Origin of the sequence: Pectobacterium sp. CHL-2024 (assembly GCF_044751765.1) — a bacterium.
Taxonomy (GTDB): Bacteria; Pseudomonadota; Gammaproteobacteria; order Enterobacterales; family Enterobacteriaceae; genus Pectobacterium; species Pectobacterium brasiliense.
Window position 1 is genome coordinate 58,323 of sequence record NZ_JBIXKO010000016.1, and the last position, 15,960, is coordinate 74,282.

Genomic DNA, 15,960 nt, shown 5'->3' on the forward strand with positions numbered 1-15,960 from the left:
CCCCCTGACATAGAAATCGAGAGCGATGGAAAATAACGAAATTAAAGACGTGCTGATGAACGCATTGGCACTGGAAGAAGCCCATGTTTCTGGTGATGGCAGCCATTTTCAGGTCATCGTAGTGGGCGGACTTTTTGCTGGAATGAGCCGAGTCAAAAAACAGCAGGCCGTTTATGCGCCGCTGATGGAGTACATCGCGGATAACCGTATTCATGCGTTGTCGATCAAGGCTTATACGCCGGAAGAGTGGCAACGCGACCGTAAACTGAACGGCTTCTAAGTATTATTCTCCGTGCGAGTGGGAATAAGCTGCTGGTATCAGTGTGACGACATATTGAATTAAGACATTGAGATACAAAGACTATGGATAAATTTCGTGTTCAGGGCCCAACCCGCTTAGCGGGGGAAGTGACCATTTCTGGCGCCAAGAATGCTGCGTTGCCCATCCTGTTCGCTGCGCTACTCGCAGAAGAGCCGGTAGAAATTCAGAACGTACCGAAACTGCGCGATATTGATACCACCATGAAGCTGCTTGGTCAACTGGGTGCGCGCGTTGAGCGTAACGGTTCCGTCCATGTGGATGCCAGCGAGGTAAACGTGTTCTGTGCGCCGTACGATCTGGTGAAAACCATGCGCGCCTCTATTTGGGCTTTAGGGCCGCTGGTGGCGCGCTTTGGTCAAGGTCAGGTCTCGCTGCCCGGCGGCTGTGCGATTGGCGCGCGTCCGGTAGATTTGCACATTTATGGCCTTGAGCAGCTCGGTGCGCAGATCGTACTGGAAGAAGGCTATGTCAAAGCAACGGTTGATGGCCGCCTGAAAGGTGCGCACATCGTGATGGATAAAGTGAGCGTGGGTGCCACGGTCACCATCATGAGTGCGGCGACGCTGGCGGAAGGCACCACGATTATTGAGAACGCGGCGCGTGAGCCGGAGATTGTCGATACGGCGAATTTCCTGAATACGCTGGGTGCGAAAATCAGCGGTGCAGGCACGGATAAAATCACCATTGAAGGCGTTGCGCGTCTGGGCGGCGGTGTTTACCGCGTGGTGCCTGACCGTATTGAGACTGGGACATTCCTGGTCGCGGCTGCGGTATCTCGTGGTCAGATTATGTGTCGCAATACCCGTCCTGATACGCTGGATGCGGTGTTGGCGAAGCTGCGCGAAGCGGGCGCGGAGATCGAAATTGGCGAAGACTGGATCAGCTTGGATATGCACGGTAAGCGTCCAAAAGCCGTTACCGTTCGCACGTCGCCGCATCCGGGGTTCCCGACCGATATGCAGGCGCAGTTCAGCTTGCTGAATCTGGTTGCGGAAGGGACGGGCGTGATTACCGAGACCATCTTCGAAAACCGCTTCATGCACGTGCCTGAGCTTATCCGTATGGGCGCACAGGCGGAAATTGAGAGCAACACGGTGATTTGCCACGGCGTTGATAAGCTGTCTGGTGCGCAGGTGATGGCGACCGACTTACGTGCGTCAGCTAGTCTGGTATTAGCCGGTTGTATCGCGGAAGGTGTGACGATAGTCGATCGTATTTATCACATCGATCGTGGCTATGACCGCATCGAAGATAAGCTACGTGCGCTAGGTGCGAATATCGAGCGCGTTAAAGAGCACGAGTAAGCGTTTTAGCTGGTTTATCTTCACAATTAGGTTTGTCAGCCGGGTGGGTTCCCACCCGGTTTCTTGTTTACCTGCCGATGTGACTTTATCAATCGACCTGACATGTCGTTATTGGGTAGGGAATTCCTGAATCGTCATTTGTAGTGTGATTTGATTTTTATCACGCACAATCGTGACTGGAATGACAGTGCCGGGGCGTATTTCCGAAACCTGTTCCATGGTTTCAATAATCGAGCGTGCAGGCTTATTGTTCACGCTGACGATGACGTCTTCGACGCGAATACCCGCTTTATCCGCTGGTCCACCTGGATCGATAGTCTGAACGAGAATCCCGCTTAATCTATCCTGCGCATCACGATTGTTAGTCGACGTGCTGTTCTCAATATTCTCGATCTGTACGCCGTTAACGCCAATATAGCCACGCACCACGCGGCCATCGCGGATGAGTTTTCCCATCACCTTGGTCGCCAGCGCGACGGGAATGGCGAAGCTAATGCCTTCCGGTGTTTCACCGTTGCTACTTTTATCAAACGAGAGGGTGTTAATACCGACCAGTTCACCAAGCGTATTGACCAGCGCACCGCCGGAATTTCCGTGGTTAATTGAGGCATCGGTTTGCAGCAAGTTTTGGCGTCCTACCTGACTTCTTTGCTGACCGTATGTACTAAGACTGACACGGCCAGTGGCGCTGATGACGCCCTGCGTGACGGTTTGCCCCAGATTATAAGGGTTGCCGATCGCCATCACGACATCGCCGACGTGCGGTATGCGGTCTGGATTTATCGGAATAACGGGCAGGTTGACGCCATCAATTTGCAACACAGCCAGATCCGTCAGGCTATCGGAACCGATCACGCGGGCTTCGTACAGTCTGCCGTCTGATAGCTCTATCTGGATTTGCTGCACGTTATTGATCACATGCTTATTGGTTAAAATATACCCTTTTTCATTCATGATGACGCCGGATCCGAGAGGATGAATGGCGACTTCGTTGGGTTTCCCCTCTTTGGCAACCCGGTTATAAACGTTCACCACAGCAGGCGCCGCATGGCTGACTCCCTGATGGTAGCTTATGGGCGAACCATCATTATTTTTGTCATTGCCTTTCAGAAACGACGTGCCAGACCCAACAAAGGGCAGTACGGCCAGAATAATACCGGCGACGAGGGCACCAAAGAGCGCTGAACGTAATAACTTAGCAAGCATGGCCGTGATTTACTGTGGAAAAAGGGAGATAAGAGGAGAATATCACGAGAAGTTCGGACACCGCATGGCTCGGTGTCCGATTTTTTAACATTAGCGATGTTCTGGCCAGTTAAGCTGCCGAAAAAGACGGCAAGCGATTAACGTAGCAGCAGATAAATCGTTTCTTCGCCCCGGACGATATTCAAGGCCAGAACGGAAGGCTTCGCTTCCAGCAGTTTGCGCAGTTGCGTGATGTTTTCAATACGCTCGCGGTTCACGCCGATGATGACATCGCCTTTTTGCAGACCGACCTGTGCCGCAGGTGTGTCCTTAGCAACGTTATCGATCTGTACGCCTTTGCTGCCGTCTTTCAATTGGCCATTAGTCAGAGAAGCCCCCTGCAATGACGGTGAAAGCGTTTCAGCGCTGGTTGATGCCGATGAGCTGTTATCCAACACGACGGAAACTTCCTGCGGTTTACCATCACGCAGCAGGCCGATTTTCACGGTCTTGCCCGGCGCGGTGGTGCCGACTTTGGCCCGCAGTTCTGCAAAGCTGCTGATGGGTTTACCATCCAGCGTCGTCAACACGTCGCCCGCCTTGATACCGGCTTTGGCTGCGGCAGATTTCGGTAAGACTTCGCTGACGAAGGCCCCGCGCTGCGCGTCGACGTTGAAGGCTTTCGCCATTTCCGACGTCATCTCGCTGCCTTTAATACCCAGCAGACCGCGTTTCACTTCGCCAAATTCAACCAGCTGCTGCGCCAGATTCTGGGCCATGTTGCTAGGGATCGCGAAGCCGATACCGATGTTTCCGCCGCCCGGTGCCAGGATCGCGGTGTTGATACCGATCAGTTCGCCGTTAAGGTTAACCAGCGCACCGCCGGAGTTACCGCGGTTGATGGATGCATCGGTCTGGATGAAGTTTTCTAACCCTTCAAGATTCAGGCCGCTACGTCCCAGCGCGGAGATAATACCGGACGTCGCGGTCTGACCAAGGCCGAACGGGTTACCCACGGCAACGGCAAAATCACCGACGCGCAGTTGATCGGAATCGGCCATTTTTACAGAGACCAGATTCTTGGCGTCATTCAGCTGTAGCAGGGCGATATCGGTCTGCTCATCACGCCCAATCAATTTCGCCTCATACTCACGTCCGTCATTAAGCTGGACGCGGATCTTGTCGGCGTTATTGATCACATGATTGTTGGTGAGAACGTAACCTTTTGCGGCATCAATAATGACGCCAGAGCCCAGCCCTTCAAACGGGCGAGAATTTTGTTTGTCCGTCGGGAAGTTAGGGCCAAAGAAGAACTTGAATTCTTCCGGTACGCGCTGACGCTGTACCTGTGTACCTTCAACATGCACGCTGACGACGGCTGGCAAGACTTTCTCCAGCATCGGGGCCAGACTTGGCGTCTGTTGACCTTGAACCACGGCAGGCAGCGCAGCATTTGCAGCGGGAAGCGTGGACAGGGTCAAACCTATACTCATTGCCAGTGCACTAAATAGTAATGATGTTTTTTTCATTGTTATTAACTCTCTCACGGCCTGCGGATGAATAAAACGATGATATATAAACTTAAAGACACGGTGAAGAGTCAGACTGGCGATCAATGTGTAAAGTTCACTGCTGTTTCGTCAGCAGATTGTAACTATCGCGTTTTTAATGCGTGATCGGACGATGGCAGCCTGCGGTACGCGTCTTAAACGTACAAGCGTTTTAAGCGTAGAACAAGAGAGGGGAAAGCGTGAGACAGAAAGCCCCACGCTTAAGGTAATTGAATGAATTACTTGCGAATCGGGCGTTCGCCCCGCAGCAGGCCTGATGCACCGTCGGAATAATCGCGCGGCGGCATGTTCACCGGAGCCTGATCGTTATCCGCTTCTGACTCGGTCAGACGATATTTAAACGGATTATCCTGACCGGGAACGTTAGGTAACAGGTTATTGGAGCTTTTCGCCATGTGTTGATAAAGCTGACGATAATCATCCGCCATGTTATCCAACAGCTCCGCACTGCGGGCGAAGTGACCCACCAATTCCTGACGATAATCTTCCAGTTCGGTTTTGCTTTTCTCCAGCTCATTCTGCAATACCTGCTGTTGCCGCAGCTTACGGTTACCAAAGCGCATGGCTACAGCACCAATAATAATACCGACAACTAAACCTATCAGCGCATACTCCCAAGTCATAATAGCTCCTATTTTGACGTCGTTGTCCCGTAGGGTTTTTCACTTAATAATAGTCACTATAACCGTTAACCTTGCCTGAGTGGAATCCTGATGCTCGATGACAGAAAGGAATGTTGACCTACCGCAGACATCAAGGTTGTTAACTGCGACGATTACGGCTTAAATCGACGACAACACACAGCAAAACACGACTAACTTTTTTCTCAGGGATTGCGATGGCTATGGTTATTCCACAGACAACACAACAGCAAACAACACCCTTGGCGCTTTATCAGCAGGCACTTTCCGCTGGTGAGTATCAGCCGGACGAGGTGCAACGGCAAACCGTTGTGCGCCTGGAGGCGATACATCAGGCGTTATGTGAACGCGCTGCTGATGGCGATGCGGGGGCATCCGACCGCGTGGGGAAATGGCGTAGCTGGCTGGGGCGGCGTAATAAACGTGAATCTGCGCCGGTTCAAGGGCTGTACATGTGGGGCGGCGTCGGGCGCGGTAAAACCTGGCTGATGGATATGTTTTTCCACAGCTTGCCTGCCGAACGCAAGATGCGCCTGCATTTTCATCGTTTTATGCTGCGTGTGCATGAAGAGCTGAACCAGTTTCAGGGACAGGAAAACCCGCTGGAGAAAGTGGCCGACGGTTTTAAGGCCGAAACGGATGTGCTGTGTTTCGATGAATTTTTCGTCTCTGACATTACCGATGCGATGCTGCTGGCTGAACTGTTGCGAGCGCTGTTTGCTCGTGGCATTGCGCTGGTGGCGACGTCGAATATTCCGCCAGACGATCTCTACCGTAATGGACTGCAACGCGCGCGTTTTCTGCCTGCGATTGAGCTGATTAAGCAGTATTGCGAAGTGCGTAATGTCGATGCGGGTATCGATTATCGTCTGCGTACGCTGACACAGGCACACCTTTATCTCTCGCCGCTGAATGAAGAGACGGATGCGGCGATGCAGCAGATGTTTACCCGCCTGACCGGGAAACCGTGGCAGACGCCGGGGCCGCTGCTGGAGATCAATCATCGTCCGCTATCGACACTTGGCGCGAGTGACGGCGTGCTGGCGGTTGATTTCCACACGCTGTGTACCGAAGCGCGTAGCCAGAATGATTACATCGCATTGTCGCGCCTCTACCACACGATGCTGTTGCACAATGTGACGGTGATGGAAACGAAGGAAGAGAACACCGCTCGCCGTTTTCTGGCACTGGTGGACGAGTGCTACGATCGCCGTATCAAATTGATTATTTCTGCGCAGGCGTCGATGTTTGAGATCTATCAGGGAGAGCACCTGAAATTTGAATACCAGCGCTGTTTATCGCGTTTGCAGGAAATGCAGAGCGAAGAGTACTTACGGCAGCCGCATTTGGCGTAACGCAGGCTGCGGTTTTTTAGTCATTTGCGTGTGAAAAAAGGTCGATCTTTGAGAATGACTTCTCTATAATCTTGCGACCCCACGTTACAACAAAGTTTTTTTTCCCAAAAACTTTATAGTGCCGGCAATGGCTATTCGAAGGGGTAGGTTTGCTGGACTTGATGGTCGTGTGAGCCTCAACTGTTTTCGAGCGTTTGGGTGTTCACCAACGTGTAACTAATTATTGGGTAAGCTTTTAATGAAAACTTTTACAGCTAAACCAGAGACCGTAAAACGCGACTGGTACGTTGTTGATGCGAACGGTAAAACTTTAGGCCGTCTCGCTACTGAACTGGCTCGTCGTCTGCGCGGCAAGCATAAAGCGGAATACACTCCGCACGTTGATACGGGTGATTACATCATCGTTCTGAACGCTGACAAAGTTGCTGTAACTGGCAACAAGCGTACTGACAAGATTTATTATCATCACACCGGTCACATCGGTGGTATTAAACAAGCGACCTTTGAAGAGATGATTGCCCGCCGTCCTGAGCGTGTGATTGAAATCGCGGTTAAAGGCATGCTGCCGAAGGGCCCGTTGGGTCGTGCTATGTTCCGTAAACTGAAAGTTTACGCGGGCACCGAGCACAATCACGCGGCACAGCAACCGCAAGTTCTGGACATTTAATCGGGATTATAGGCAATGGCTGAAAATCAATACTACGGCACTGGTCGCCGCAAAAGCTCCGCCGCTCGCGTGTTCATCAAACCGGGCAACGGTAACATCGTTATCAACCAGCGTAGTCTGGAACAGTACTTCGGTCGCGAAACTGCCCGCATGGTAGTTCGTCAGCCGCTTGAACTGGTCGACATGGTTGGTAAATTTGATCTGTACATCACCGTTAAAGGTGGTGGTATCTCTGGTCAGGCTGGTGCGATCCGTCACGGTATCACCCGCGCTCTGATGGAGTATGATGAGTCTCTGCGTAGCGAACTGCGTAAAGCTGGTTTCGTTACTCGTGATGCTCGTCAGGTTGAACGTAAGAAAGTCGGTCTGCGTAAAGCACGTCGTCGTCCTCAGTTCTCCAAGCGTTAATTTCTGGCTGCTTTGCAGCGAAATCAATGCAAAAAACCCGGTGCTGGTCACCGGGTTTTTTTATGTCTAAAAATAAATTTCCTCGAAATATATGCTTTACTTTCCGTATGTTAACGATGAAATTGTGCTTGTACCCCCACAAAACGAACAAAATCTGATAAACTATCCGCCGATTTTATGCCTGTGTGTAGGCTATCGTGTAGCTGTTTAAAACAGCTGGATTTTTATCCGGTGACGTTTACACACATTGGCGAGCAGCATTTCGAATAGCGGTTTGCAGGTTACTGACTGCGCGGTTATTCGCCATATTTTCTCGATAAACTTGGAGGTTTTCATGGCTGTCGCTGCCAACAAACGTTCGGTAATGACGCTGTTTTCTGGTCCATCCGACATTTTTAGCCATCAGGTCCGCATCGTATTGGCGGAAAAGGGTGTGAGTGTCGAGATTGAGCAGGTAGACATGGATAATCTGCCTCAGGATCTTATTGACCTCAATCCTTACGGTTCCGTGCCAACGCTGGTCGATCGTGAACTGACGCTCTATGAATCACGTATTATCATGGAGTATCTGGATGAACGTTTTCCTCATCCGCCGTTAATGCCTGTCTATCCGGTTGCGCGCGGTAACAGCCGCCTGATGATGCACCGCATTGAGAGCGACTGGTATTCTTTGCTGAAGAAAATTACGCACGGCAGCGCTCAGGAAGCGGACGCAGCGCGTAAGCAATTGCGTGAAGAACTGCTGGCTATTGCCCCCGTGTTCAATGAAGCGCCTTATTTCATGAGTGAAGAGTTCAGCCTGGTGGATTGCTATCTGGCTCCGTTGCTGTGGCGTTTGCCGCAGTTAGGCATTGAACTGAGTGGTTCGGGCGCGAAAGAGCTGAAAGGCTACATGACTCGCGTCTTTGAGCGTGATGCGTTCTTGGCTTCCCTGACGGAAGTGGAACGTGAAATGCGTTTGCAAACCCGAGGTTAAACCGTATGGCGTTGTCTCAACTGTCTCCGCGTCGTCCGTATTTATTACGGGCTTTTTATGATTGGTTACTGGATAACCAATTAACGCCTCATCTGGTGGTAGATGTCACTCTGCCGGATGTTATGGTGCCGATGGAGTTCGCCCGTGACGGCCAGATCGTGCTGAATATCGCACCGCGCGCTGTTGGCGGCCTTGAGTTAGCTGATGACAGCGTTCGTTTCAATGCCCGTTTTGGCGGCGTACCACGTCAGGTTTATGTGCCGATGGCGGCCGTCATGGCGATTTATGCACGTGAGAACGGGGCTGGAACGATGTTTGAGTCCGAACCTGCTTACGAATCTGCAGGTGAGTATGAAGACTTTCAGGAAGGCGCACCCGCTTCAGGGACGGTCATGTCGATTGTCGATAGCTCACCTGATTCTGAAGCGCCTGACGATGGCTCGGGTTCTGATGATGAACCACCACAGCCGCCTAAAGGTGGCCGACCGTCGCTACGGGTCGTGAAGTAATGTTTAAGGGCACCCTTGTGGTGCCCTTTCTTATTCCCGTTGTTCGCGGACTATGCGGTTAACTGAACACCATTCCGCCATCAATCAATAGCGACTGCCCCGTCATATAGTCGGAATCGTGGCTGGCCAGATAGGACACGCAGGCAGCGACATCTTCCGGTTCGGAAAGGCGGCCCAGCGTGATGCGTTTGGCGAACTCTTCCGTCGCATAGCCACGCGGTTTCCCTGCGGATTCGGAGATCTTCCGATCGATTTCATCCCACATTGGTGTTTTTACGATACCCGGACAGTAACCGTTGACCGTGATACCCAGCGGCGCTAAATCGCGTGCGGCTGTTTGCGTTAAGCCACGCACTGCGAATTTACTTGAGCTGTAGACGGCAAGTTCGGGGTTGCCCACATGCCCGGCCTGCGAGCTGGCATTGATGATTTTTCCGCCGTGCCCCAGAGATTTGAAGGCATCGAGCGCAGCCTGAATACCCCAGATAACGCCTTTGACGTTGATGTTATAAACGCGATCGACAACGTCTGGCGTGATGTCTTCAATCAGGGTTGAAGGGGCAACACCAGCGTTATTGACGATGACGTTAAAGTCACCAAAGCGCTTTTTGGTTTCTGCGACAGCGGCGAAAACCGCTTCACGATCCGCGACGTCCGCCTGTAGTGCGATGGCCTGTCCGCCGGATTTTTCGATTTCCTGCGCCACGCGGTGTGCGGTTTCTTGGTTATAGTCCACGATGGCGACGGCAAAACCGTCTGCCGCCAGTCTGAGAGCAATAGCGCGGCCAATACCTTGACCGGCTCCTGTTACAAGGGCCACTTCGACTGTCATAGTTCCTTCCTCCTTAATGAAATCCAATCTCAATAAAGACAAGTAAATGCCGTAGGTAAGTGTAGGTCGTTAACGTGATATTGCAGGATTTATTACGAAAGGTTCTTTAGAACTCAGTGGAAAGACGAAGGTTTTATTAGACTGTTTGGTGTGATATTCCGTATGGGAAATATAGAGCTGATTGCCATCGGCCGCTAACCGAAATTTCAGGTAAAGACTAAAAAAGAAAAGGGCAGCCTACGCTGCCCTTAAGAGAAGTGGGTCGTTCTTACACTTCCAGATAGTTCATGATACCGTCAGCGGCTTTACGACCTTCTGCGATGGCGGTCACCACTAGATCGGAACCGCGTACTGCATCGCCACCCGCAAAGATTTTCGGGTTGCTGGTCTGGAAGGCGTTATCGCAGCTTTCTGGTGCGACAATGCGACCTTGGTCGTCCAGCTTGACGTCATGTTCTGCCAGCCACGCCATTTTGTGCGGACGGAAGCCAAACGCCATGATGACCGCATCGGCTTCCAGTACGTGCTCGGAACCCTCTACGATTTCAGGACGACGACGGCCGTTGGCATCCGGTGCGCCCAGCGCAGTACGTGCCATTTTCACGCCGCATACTTTGCCCGCGCCATTGATCTCGACGCTTAACGGTTGCAGGTTGAATTTGAACTCGACGCCTTCTTCACGCGCGTTTTTCACTTCGCGCTTGGAGCCCGGCATGTTTTCTTCATCACGACGATAGGCACAGGTAACGTGCGTTGCGCCCTGACGAATCGAGGTACGCACGCAGTCCATCGCGGTGTCGCCACCGCCCAGCACCACAACGCGTTTACCTTGCATGCTGATGTAAGGCTCGTCTACTGCGGCTTCAAAGCCCATCAGCTGCTTGGTATTGGCGATCAGGAACGGCAGCGCATCGTAGACACCTTGAGCGTCTTCATTGTCCAATCCGCCACGCATAGACTGATAGGTGCCGACGCCGAGGAAGACTGCATCGTACTCGTCCAGCAGCGCTTTCATCTGCACGTCTTTACCAACTTCGGTATTCAGACGGAATTCGATGCCCATCTCGGTGAAGATCTCACGACGTTTCACCATCACTTCTTTTTCCAGCTTGAAAGAAGGGATACCGAAGGTCAGCAGGCCACCGATCTCAGGATGACGATCGAACACGACAGCCTGTACGCCATTGCGTGCCAACACGTCAGCACACGCCAGCCCAGCAGGGCCTGCGCCAATGATGGCGACGCGTTTGCCGGTCGGTTTGACGTTGGCAACGCTTGGCTTCCAGCCCATCTCTATCGCTTTATCATTGATGTAGCGTTCGATGTTGCCAATGGTGACCGCGCCGAATTCATCATTCAGCGTACAAGACCCTTCACACAGACGGTCCTGCGGGCATACGCGACCGCAGACTTCCGGCAGGCTGTTGGTCTGGTGCGATAACTCAGCCGCTTCGATAATGCGGCCTTCGTTCGCCAGCTTCAGCCAGTTCGGGATGTAGTTATGTACCGGACACTTCCACTCACAGTAAGGGTTACCGCACGCCAGGCAGCGGTCTGCCTGGGCTTTGGACTGGCTTTCTGAGAACGGCTCGTAGATCTCAACAAATTCAATTTTACGAATCTTCAGCGGCTTCTTGGGCGGATCAACGCGCTGTAAGTCGATAAACTGGTAAACATTCTGACTCATGATGACCTCTTACTGCGCCTGAACCCGCAGCTCGGCTGCGGAACGACTACGGTGACCCAACAATGCCTTCACATCACTTGACTTCGGTTTCACCAGAGCAAATTTCGGTGCCCAGGTCGGCCAGTTAGCGAGGATCTCTTCTCCGCGGTGTGAACCGGTATTCTGCACGTGCTCGGTGATCAGGCCACGAAGGTGTTCTTCATGAATAGCCAGTTCTTCGACATCCAGCACTTCCACCAGTTCCGGGTTAACGCGTTTGCGGAATTCACCGTCTTCATCCAGCACGTAGGCGAATCCACCGGTCATACCTGCGCCAAAGTTCACGCCGGTACGACCCAGTACGCAGACGATACCGCCTGTCATGTATTCACAGCCGTTATCGCCGATGCCTTCTACCACGGTGATACAGCCGGAGTTACGTACGGCGAAACGCTCACCTGCACGGCCTGCGGCAAACAGCTTACCGCCGGTAGCGCCGTAGAGGCAGGTGTTACCGATGATGCTGGCTTCGTGGCTGCGGAAGGCAGAACCGACTGGAGGACGCACGGAGATACTGCCGCCCGCCATGCCTTTGCCCACGTAGTCGTTGGCATCGCCAGTTAATTTCAGCTCTACGCCGCCGGCGTTCCAGACGCCAAAGCTCTGTCCTGCGGTACCGGAGAAGTGCGCTTTAATTGGATCGCCCGCCAGCCCTTGATCGCCATGTTTCTCGGCAATTGCACCGGACAGCGTCGCGCCGACGGAGCGATCGGTGTTACGGATGTCGAAGTAGAGCGCTTTACCCTGTTTCGCATCGATGTGCGGCTGTGCCTGTGCCAGCAGCTCTTTGTTCAACAAACCTTTATCGAACGACAGATTGCTTTCAGTGCAGTACAGCGCTTTGCCCGGCTGAGGCTGTGCCGCGTGCAGCAGCGGCGACAGATCCAGCTTGTTCTGTTTCGCACTGAAACCGTCCAGCTCGACCAGCAAGTCGGTACGACCAATCAGATCCACCAGACGGCTAACGCCCAGTTCTGCCATCAGCACGCGAGTTTCATGTGCGATGAAGTGGAAGTAGTTGGTTACACGCTCAGGCAGGCCGTGGTAGTGATCGCGGCGCAGCTTCTCATCCTGTGTTGCAACACCTGTCGCACAGTTATTCAGGTGACAGATACGCAGGTATTTACAGCCCAGCGCAACCATTGGTCCGGTGCCGAAGCCGAAGCTTTCTGCACCCAGAATCGCGGCTTTGACGATATCCAGACCGGTTTTCAAGCCACCATCTACCTGAAGGCGGATTTTGTGACGCAGACCGTTGGAGACCAAAGCCTGTTGCGTTTCAACCAGACCCAGCTCCCACGGGCAGCCCGCGTATTTCACGGAGGACAGCGGGCTGGCACCTGTGCCGCCGTCGTAGCCAGCAATGGTGATCAAATCGGCGTACGCTTTGGCAACGCCCGTAGCGATAGTTCCGACGCCCGGTTCGGACACCAGTTTTACCGAAATCATCGCTTTCGGGTTGACCTGCTTCAGATCGAAAATCAGCTGTGCCAGATCTTCGATAGAGTAAATATCGTGGTGCGGCGGTGGTGAAATCAGCGTCACGCCCGGCACGGAATAACGCAGACGTGCAATGTACGGCGTGACTTTATCACCCGGTAACTGACCGCCTTCGCCCGGCTTCGCGCCCTGCGCCACTTTAATCTGAATCACATCGGCGTTAACCAGATAGGCTGGCGTCACACCAAAGCGGCCAGAAGCAACCTGCTTGATACGGGACACTTTATTGGTGCCGTAACGCGCCGGATCTTCGCCGCCTTCACCGGAGTTGGAGAAGCCGCCCAGTCCGTTCATCGCCTCTGCCAGCGATTCATGGGCTTCAGGGCTGAGCGCACCGATGGACATGGCCGCAGTATCGAAGCGTTTGAACATTTCAGAAGCGGGTTCAACGCTGTCGATCGCGATAGCCGCGCCTTCTTGCGGTTTCAGTGCCAGCAGGTCGCGTAAGGTCGCTGCTGGACGCTCGTTAACCAGTTTGGCGTATTGCTCGTAATCGCTGTACTCCCCGGTTTTCACCGCGGTTTGCAGCGTGGTGACGACATCCGGGTTGTAGGCATGGTATTCGCCGCCGTGAACAAATTTCAGCAGGCCGCCCTGTTCCAGCGTTTTACGTTTCAGCCAGGCACGCTTAGACAGGTTCAATAGATCCTGTTCGAAGTCGCTGTAGTTTGCACCGCCGATGCGGCTGACGACGCCCAGGAAGCATTGCGTCGACACATCTTTATGCAGGCCCACGGCTTCAAACAGCTTGGAACAGCGATAAGACGCAATCGTCGAGATGCCCATTTTGGACATAATCTTGTACAGGCCTTTATTGATGCCGTTACGGTAGTTCAGCATCACGGCACGATAAGGTTTGTCGATCGTGTGGTTATCCACCATCCGCGCCAGCGTTTCGTAGGCGAGGTAAGGGTAGATAGCCGTCGCACCAAAGCCTAACAGCACGGCAAAGTGGTGCGGATCGCGCGCGCTGGCGGTTTCGACAATGATGTTGGCATCACAGCGCAGGCTCTTTTCGACCAGACGGCGCTGAACGGCACCGACGGCCATCGGCGCAGGAACAGGCAAGCGTGATTCGCTAATGCCGCGGTCGGAGAGCACCAGCAGCACGGCACCGTCTCTGACTTTGCTTTCTGCTTCGTCACACAGCTTCTCGATTGTCTGTTGCAGCGTTTGCTGCGACGGATCAAATGTCAGATCTAACGTGTCGGCGCGATAGTGCAGCTCATCCTGCGACGTCAGCTGGGTGAAGTCGGAGTAAAGCAGGATCGGCGATTTAAAGCTCAGGCGGTGAGCCTGACCTTCTGCTTCACAGAAGACGTTCATCTCGCGACCAATACTGGTCGCCAGCGACATCACATGTGCTTCACGCAGCGGATCGATCGGCGGGTTGGTTACCTGCGCGAACTGCTGACGGAAGTAGTCATAAATGATGCGTGGACGGCTGGACAGCACGGCGAACGGCGTGTCATCGCCCATTGACCCCGTAGCTTCCTGACCGTTCTCACCCAGCACGCGGATGACCTGATCCAGCTCTTCGCTGCTGTAACCGTACTGTTTCTGGAAGGTCTCCAGCAGCTCATCGTCGAATTCACGGCTACCGACCTGATCGTCTGGCAACTCTTCAAACGGCACCAGACGCTTAACGTTTTTCTCCATCCACTCTTTGTAAGGGTGGCGGCTTTTCAGATCGTCATCGGTCTCGGCAGAGTGCAGGATACGGCCGCTGCGGGTGTCGATCACCATCAGTTCGCCCGGACCGACGCGGCCTTTTTCAACGACTTCATCCGGCTGGTAATCCCAGATACCGACTTCAGAGGCACAGGTGATCAGCTTGTCTTTGGTGATGACATAGCGCGCAGGTCGCAGGCCGTTACGATCCAGGTTACAGGCGGCATAGCGCCCGTCGGACATCACGATACCGGCCGGGCCATCCCACGGCTCCATGTGCATGGAGTTAAAGTCGAAGAAGGCGCGCAGTTCAGGATCCATATCCGGGTTGTTCTGCCAGGCTGGCGGAACCAGCAGGCGCATGGCACGGATGATATCCATCCCGCCGCTCAGGAACAGTTCCAGCATGTTATCCAGTGAGCTGGAGTCAGAACCGGTTTCGTTGACGAACGGCGCGGCATCCTGCAAATCCGGGATCAGCGGCGTTTTGAACTTGTAAGCACGCGCGCGTGCCCACTGGCGGTTACCGGCGATGGTGTTGATCTCGCCGTTGTGCGCCAGATAGCGGAACGGCTGCGCCAGCGGCCAGCGTGGAACGGTGTTGGTTGAGAAACGTTGGTGGAACAGGCAAATTGCCGATTCCAGACGCAGATCGGCCAGATCAAGGTAGAAGCGCGGCAGATCCGCCGGCATGCACAGACCTTTATAGATCGTGACCAGATTGGAGAAGCTACAAACGTAGAACTCTTTATCTTCAATGCGTTTTTCGATACGGCGACGCGCCATGAACAGGCGACGTTCCATATCACGTTGACGCCAGCCAGCCGGGGCGTTAACGAAAATTTGCTCAATACGCGGCATGGACGACAGGGCAATTTCCCCCAGTACATCCGGGTTGGTCGGAACTTCACGCCAGCCGAGTACGGACAGCGTTTCGTTCTGCAACTCTTCTTCTACAATCCGACGTGTGGCGCGAGCCAGCTCTTCGTCCTGATTGAGAAACATCATGCCAACGGCGTAGTTTTTAGCTAAACGCCAGCCGTGTTCTTCCGCCACCAGACGAAAGAAACGATCGGGCTTCTGAAGTAATAAACCGCAGCCGTCGCCAGTCTTGCCGTCAGCAAGGATTGCGCCACGGTGCTGCATGCGTGCGAGTGCGTGAATGGCAGTACGCACTACTTTATGGCTTGGCTCACCTTCTATATGGGCGATTAATCCGAAACCACAGTTATCTCTCTCTTGGGATGCATCGTACAACATGTTAGTGAACCTCCCCAGGCTCTGTGTGACTCT

At 53.4% G+C, this 15,960-nt stretch carries 13 protein-coding genes; 7 read left to right on the forward strand and 6 right to left on the reverse strand.

The genetic code is table 11. The annotated features are described in order from the left end of the window. The first annotated feature begins 25 nt into the window (after nucleotides 1–25). Nucleotides 26–280 carry a BolA family iron metabolism protein IbaG gene (ibaG, locus tag ACIPUG_RS18195; protein ID WP_010280170.1) on the forward strand — a complete coding sequence of 85 codons (255 nt, stop codon included), beginning with the start codon at nucleotides 26–28 and terminating at the stop codon, nucleotides 278–280. 83 nt (nucleotides 281–363) lie between these two features. Continuing rightward, nucleotides 364–1,626, forward strand: a complete 1,263-nt coding sequence (gene murA / locus ACIPUG_RS18200) for a UDP-N-acetylglucosamine 1-carboxyvinyltransferase (protein WP_014913862.1) — start codon at nucleotides 364–366, stop codon at nucleotides 1,624–1,626. A 108-nt stretch (nucleotides 1,627–1,734) separates the two neighbouring features. Here the strand turns inward: murA and degS are convergent, their stop codons facing one another. The 3 genes from degS to zapG form a co-directional block, all read right to left on the reverse strand. After that, complete coding sequence (gene degS, locus ACIPUG_RS18205; RefSeq protein ID WP_039517834.1) at nucleotides 1,735–2,832, reverse strand: outer membrane-stress sensor serine endopeptidase DegS; 1,098 nt, start codon at nucleotides 2,830–2,832, stop codon at nucleotides 1,735–1,737. Nucleotides 2,833–2,969: 137 nt separating this feature from the next. Continuing rightward, nucleotides 2,970–4,340: a serine endoprotease DegQ gene (degQ, locus tag ACIPUG_RS18210; protein WP_014913864.1), complete on the reverse strand. Its 1,371-nt coding sequence runs from the start codon at nucleotides 4,338–4,340 to the stop codon at nucleotides 2,970–2,972. Between the two features lie 260 nt (nucleotides 4,341–4,600). Next, entirely contained in the window at nucleotides 4,601–5,005 is a 405-nt protein-coding gene (zapG, locus tag ACIPUG_RS18215; protein ID WP_005975485.1) for a Z-ring associated protein ZapG, read from the reverse strand. A 221-nt stretch (nucleotides 5,006–5,226) separates the two neighbouring features. Here zapG and zapE point away from each other — a divergent pair, with 221 nt between their 5' ends. From zapE to sspB, 5 genes are all read left to right on the forward strand, one after another. Then, entirely contained in the window at nucleotides 5,227–6,378 is a 1,152-nt protein-coding gene (gene zapE / locus ACIPUG_RS18220; protein ID WP_400339602.1) for a cell division protein ZapE, read from the forward strand. A 238-nt stretch (nucleotides 6,379–6,616) separates the two neighbouring features. After that, the gene (gene rplM / locus ACIPUG_RS18225) at nucleotides 6,617–7,045 is read left to right on the forward strand and encodes a 50S ribosomal protein L13 (RefSeq protein WP_005975488.1); all 429 of its coding nucleotides are present in this window, start codon (nucleotides 6,617–6,619) and stop codon (nucleotides 7,043–7,045) included. Between the two features lie 15 nt (nucleotides 7,046–7,060). Beyond that, nucleotides 7,061–7,453 carry a 30S ribosomal protein S9 gene (gene rpsI, locus ACIPUG_RS18230; protein WP_010280182.1) on the forward strand — a complete coding sequence of 131 codons (393 nt, stop codon included), beginning with the start codon at nucleotides 7,061–7,063 and terminating at the stop codon, nucleotides 7,451–7,453. Nucleotides 7,454–7,787: 334 nt separating this feature from the next. Further along, nucleotides 7,788–8,429, forward strand: a complete 642-nt coding sequence (gene sspA, locus ACIPUG_RS18235; RefSeq protein ID WP_005975503.1) for a stringent starvation protein SspA — start codon at nucleotides 7,788–7,790, stop codon at nucleotides 8,427–8,429. 5 nt (nucleotides 8,430–8,434) lie between these two features. Continuing rightward, the gene (gene sspB / locus ACIPUG_RS18240; protein ID WP_010296690.1) at nucleotides 8,435–8,938 is read left to right on the forward strand and encodes a ClpXP protease specificity-enhancing factor; all 504 of its coding nucleotides are present in this window, start codon (nucleotides 8,435–8,437) and stop codon (nucleotides 8,936–8,938) included. A 58-nt stretch (nucleotides 8,939–8,996) separates the two neighbouring features. On the opposite strand, the gene ACIPUG_RS18245 is transcribed toward sspB, so the two are convergent. The 3 genes from ACIPUG_RS18245 to gltB all read right to left on the reverse strand — a co-directional run bounded on the left by ACIPUG_RS18245 (nucleotide 8,997) and on the right by gltB (nucleotide 15,927). Beyond that, entirely contained in the window at nucleotides 8,997–9,770 is a 774-nt protein-coding gene (locus ACIPUG_RS18245) for a (S)-acetoin forming diacetyl reductase (protein ID WP_400339589.1), read from the reverse strand. Nucleotides 9,771–10,038: 268 nt separating this feature from the next. After that, nucleotides 10,039–11,457, reverse strand: a complete 1,419-nt coding sequence (locus ACIPUG_RS18250; RefSeq protein ID WP_010280193.1) for a glutamate synthase small subunit — start codon at nucleotides 11,455–11,457, stop codon at nucleotides 10,039–10,041. A 9-nt stretch (nucleotides 11,458–11,466) separates the two neighbouring features. After that, entirely contained in the window at nucleotides 11,467–15,927 is a 4,461-nt protein-coding gene (gene gltB / locus ACIPUG_RS18255; RefSeq protein ID WP_039498171.1) for a glutamate synthase large subunit, read from the reverse strand. Between the last annotated feature and the right edge of the window lie 33 nt (nucleotides 15,928–15,960).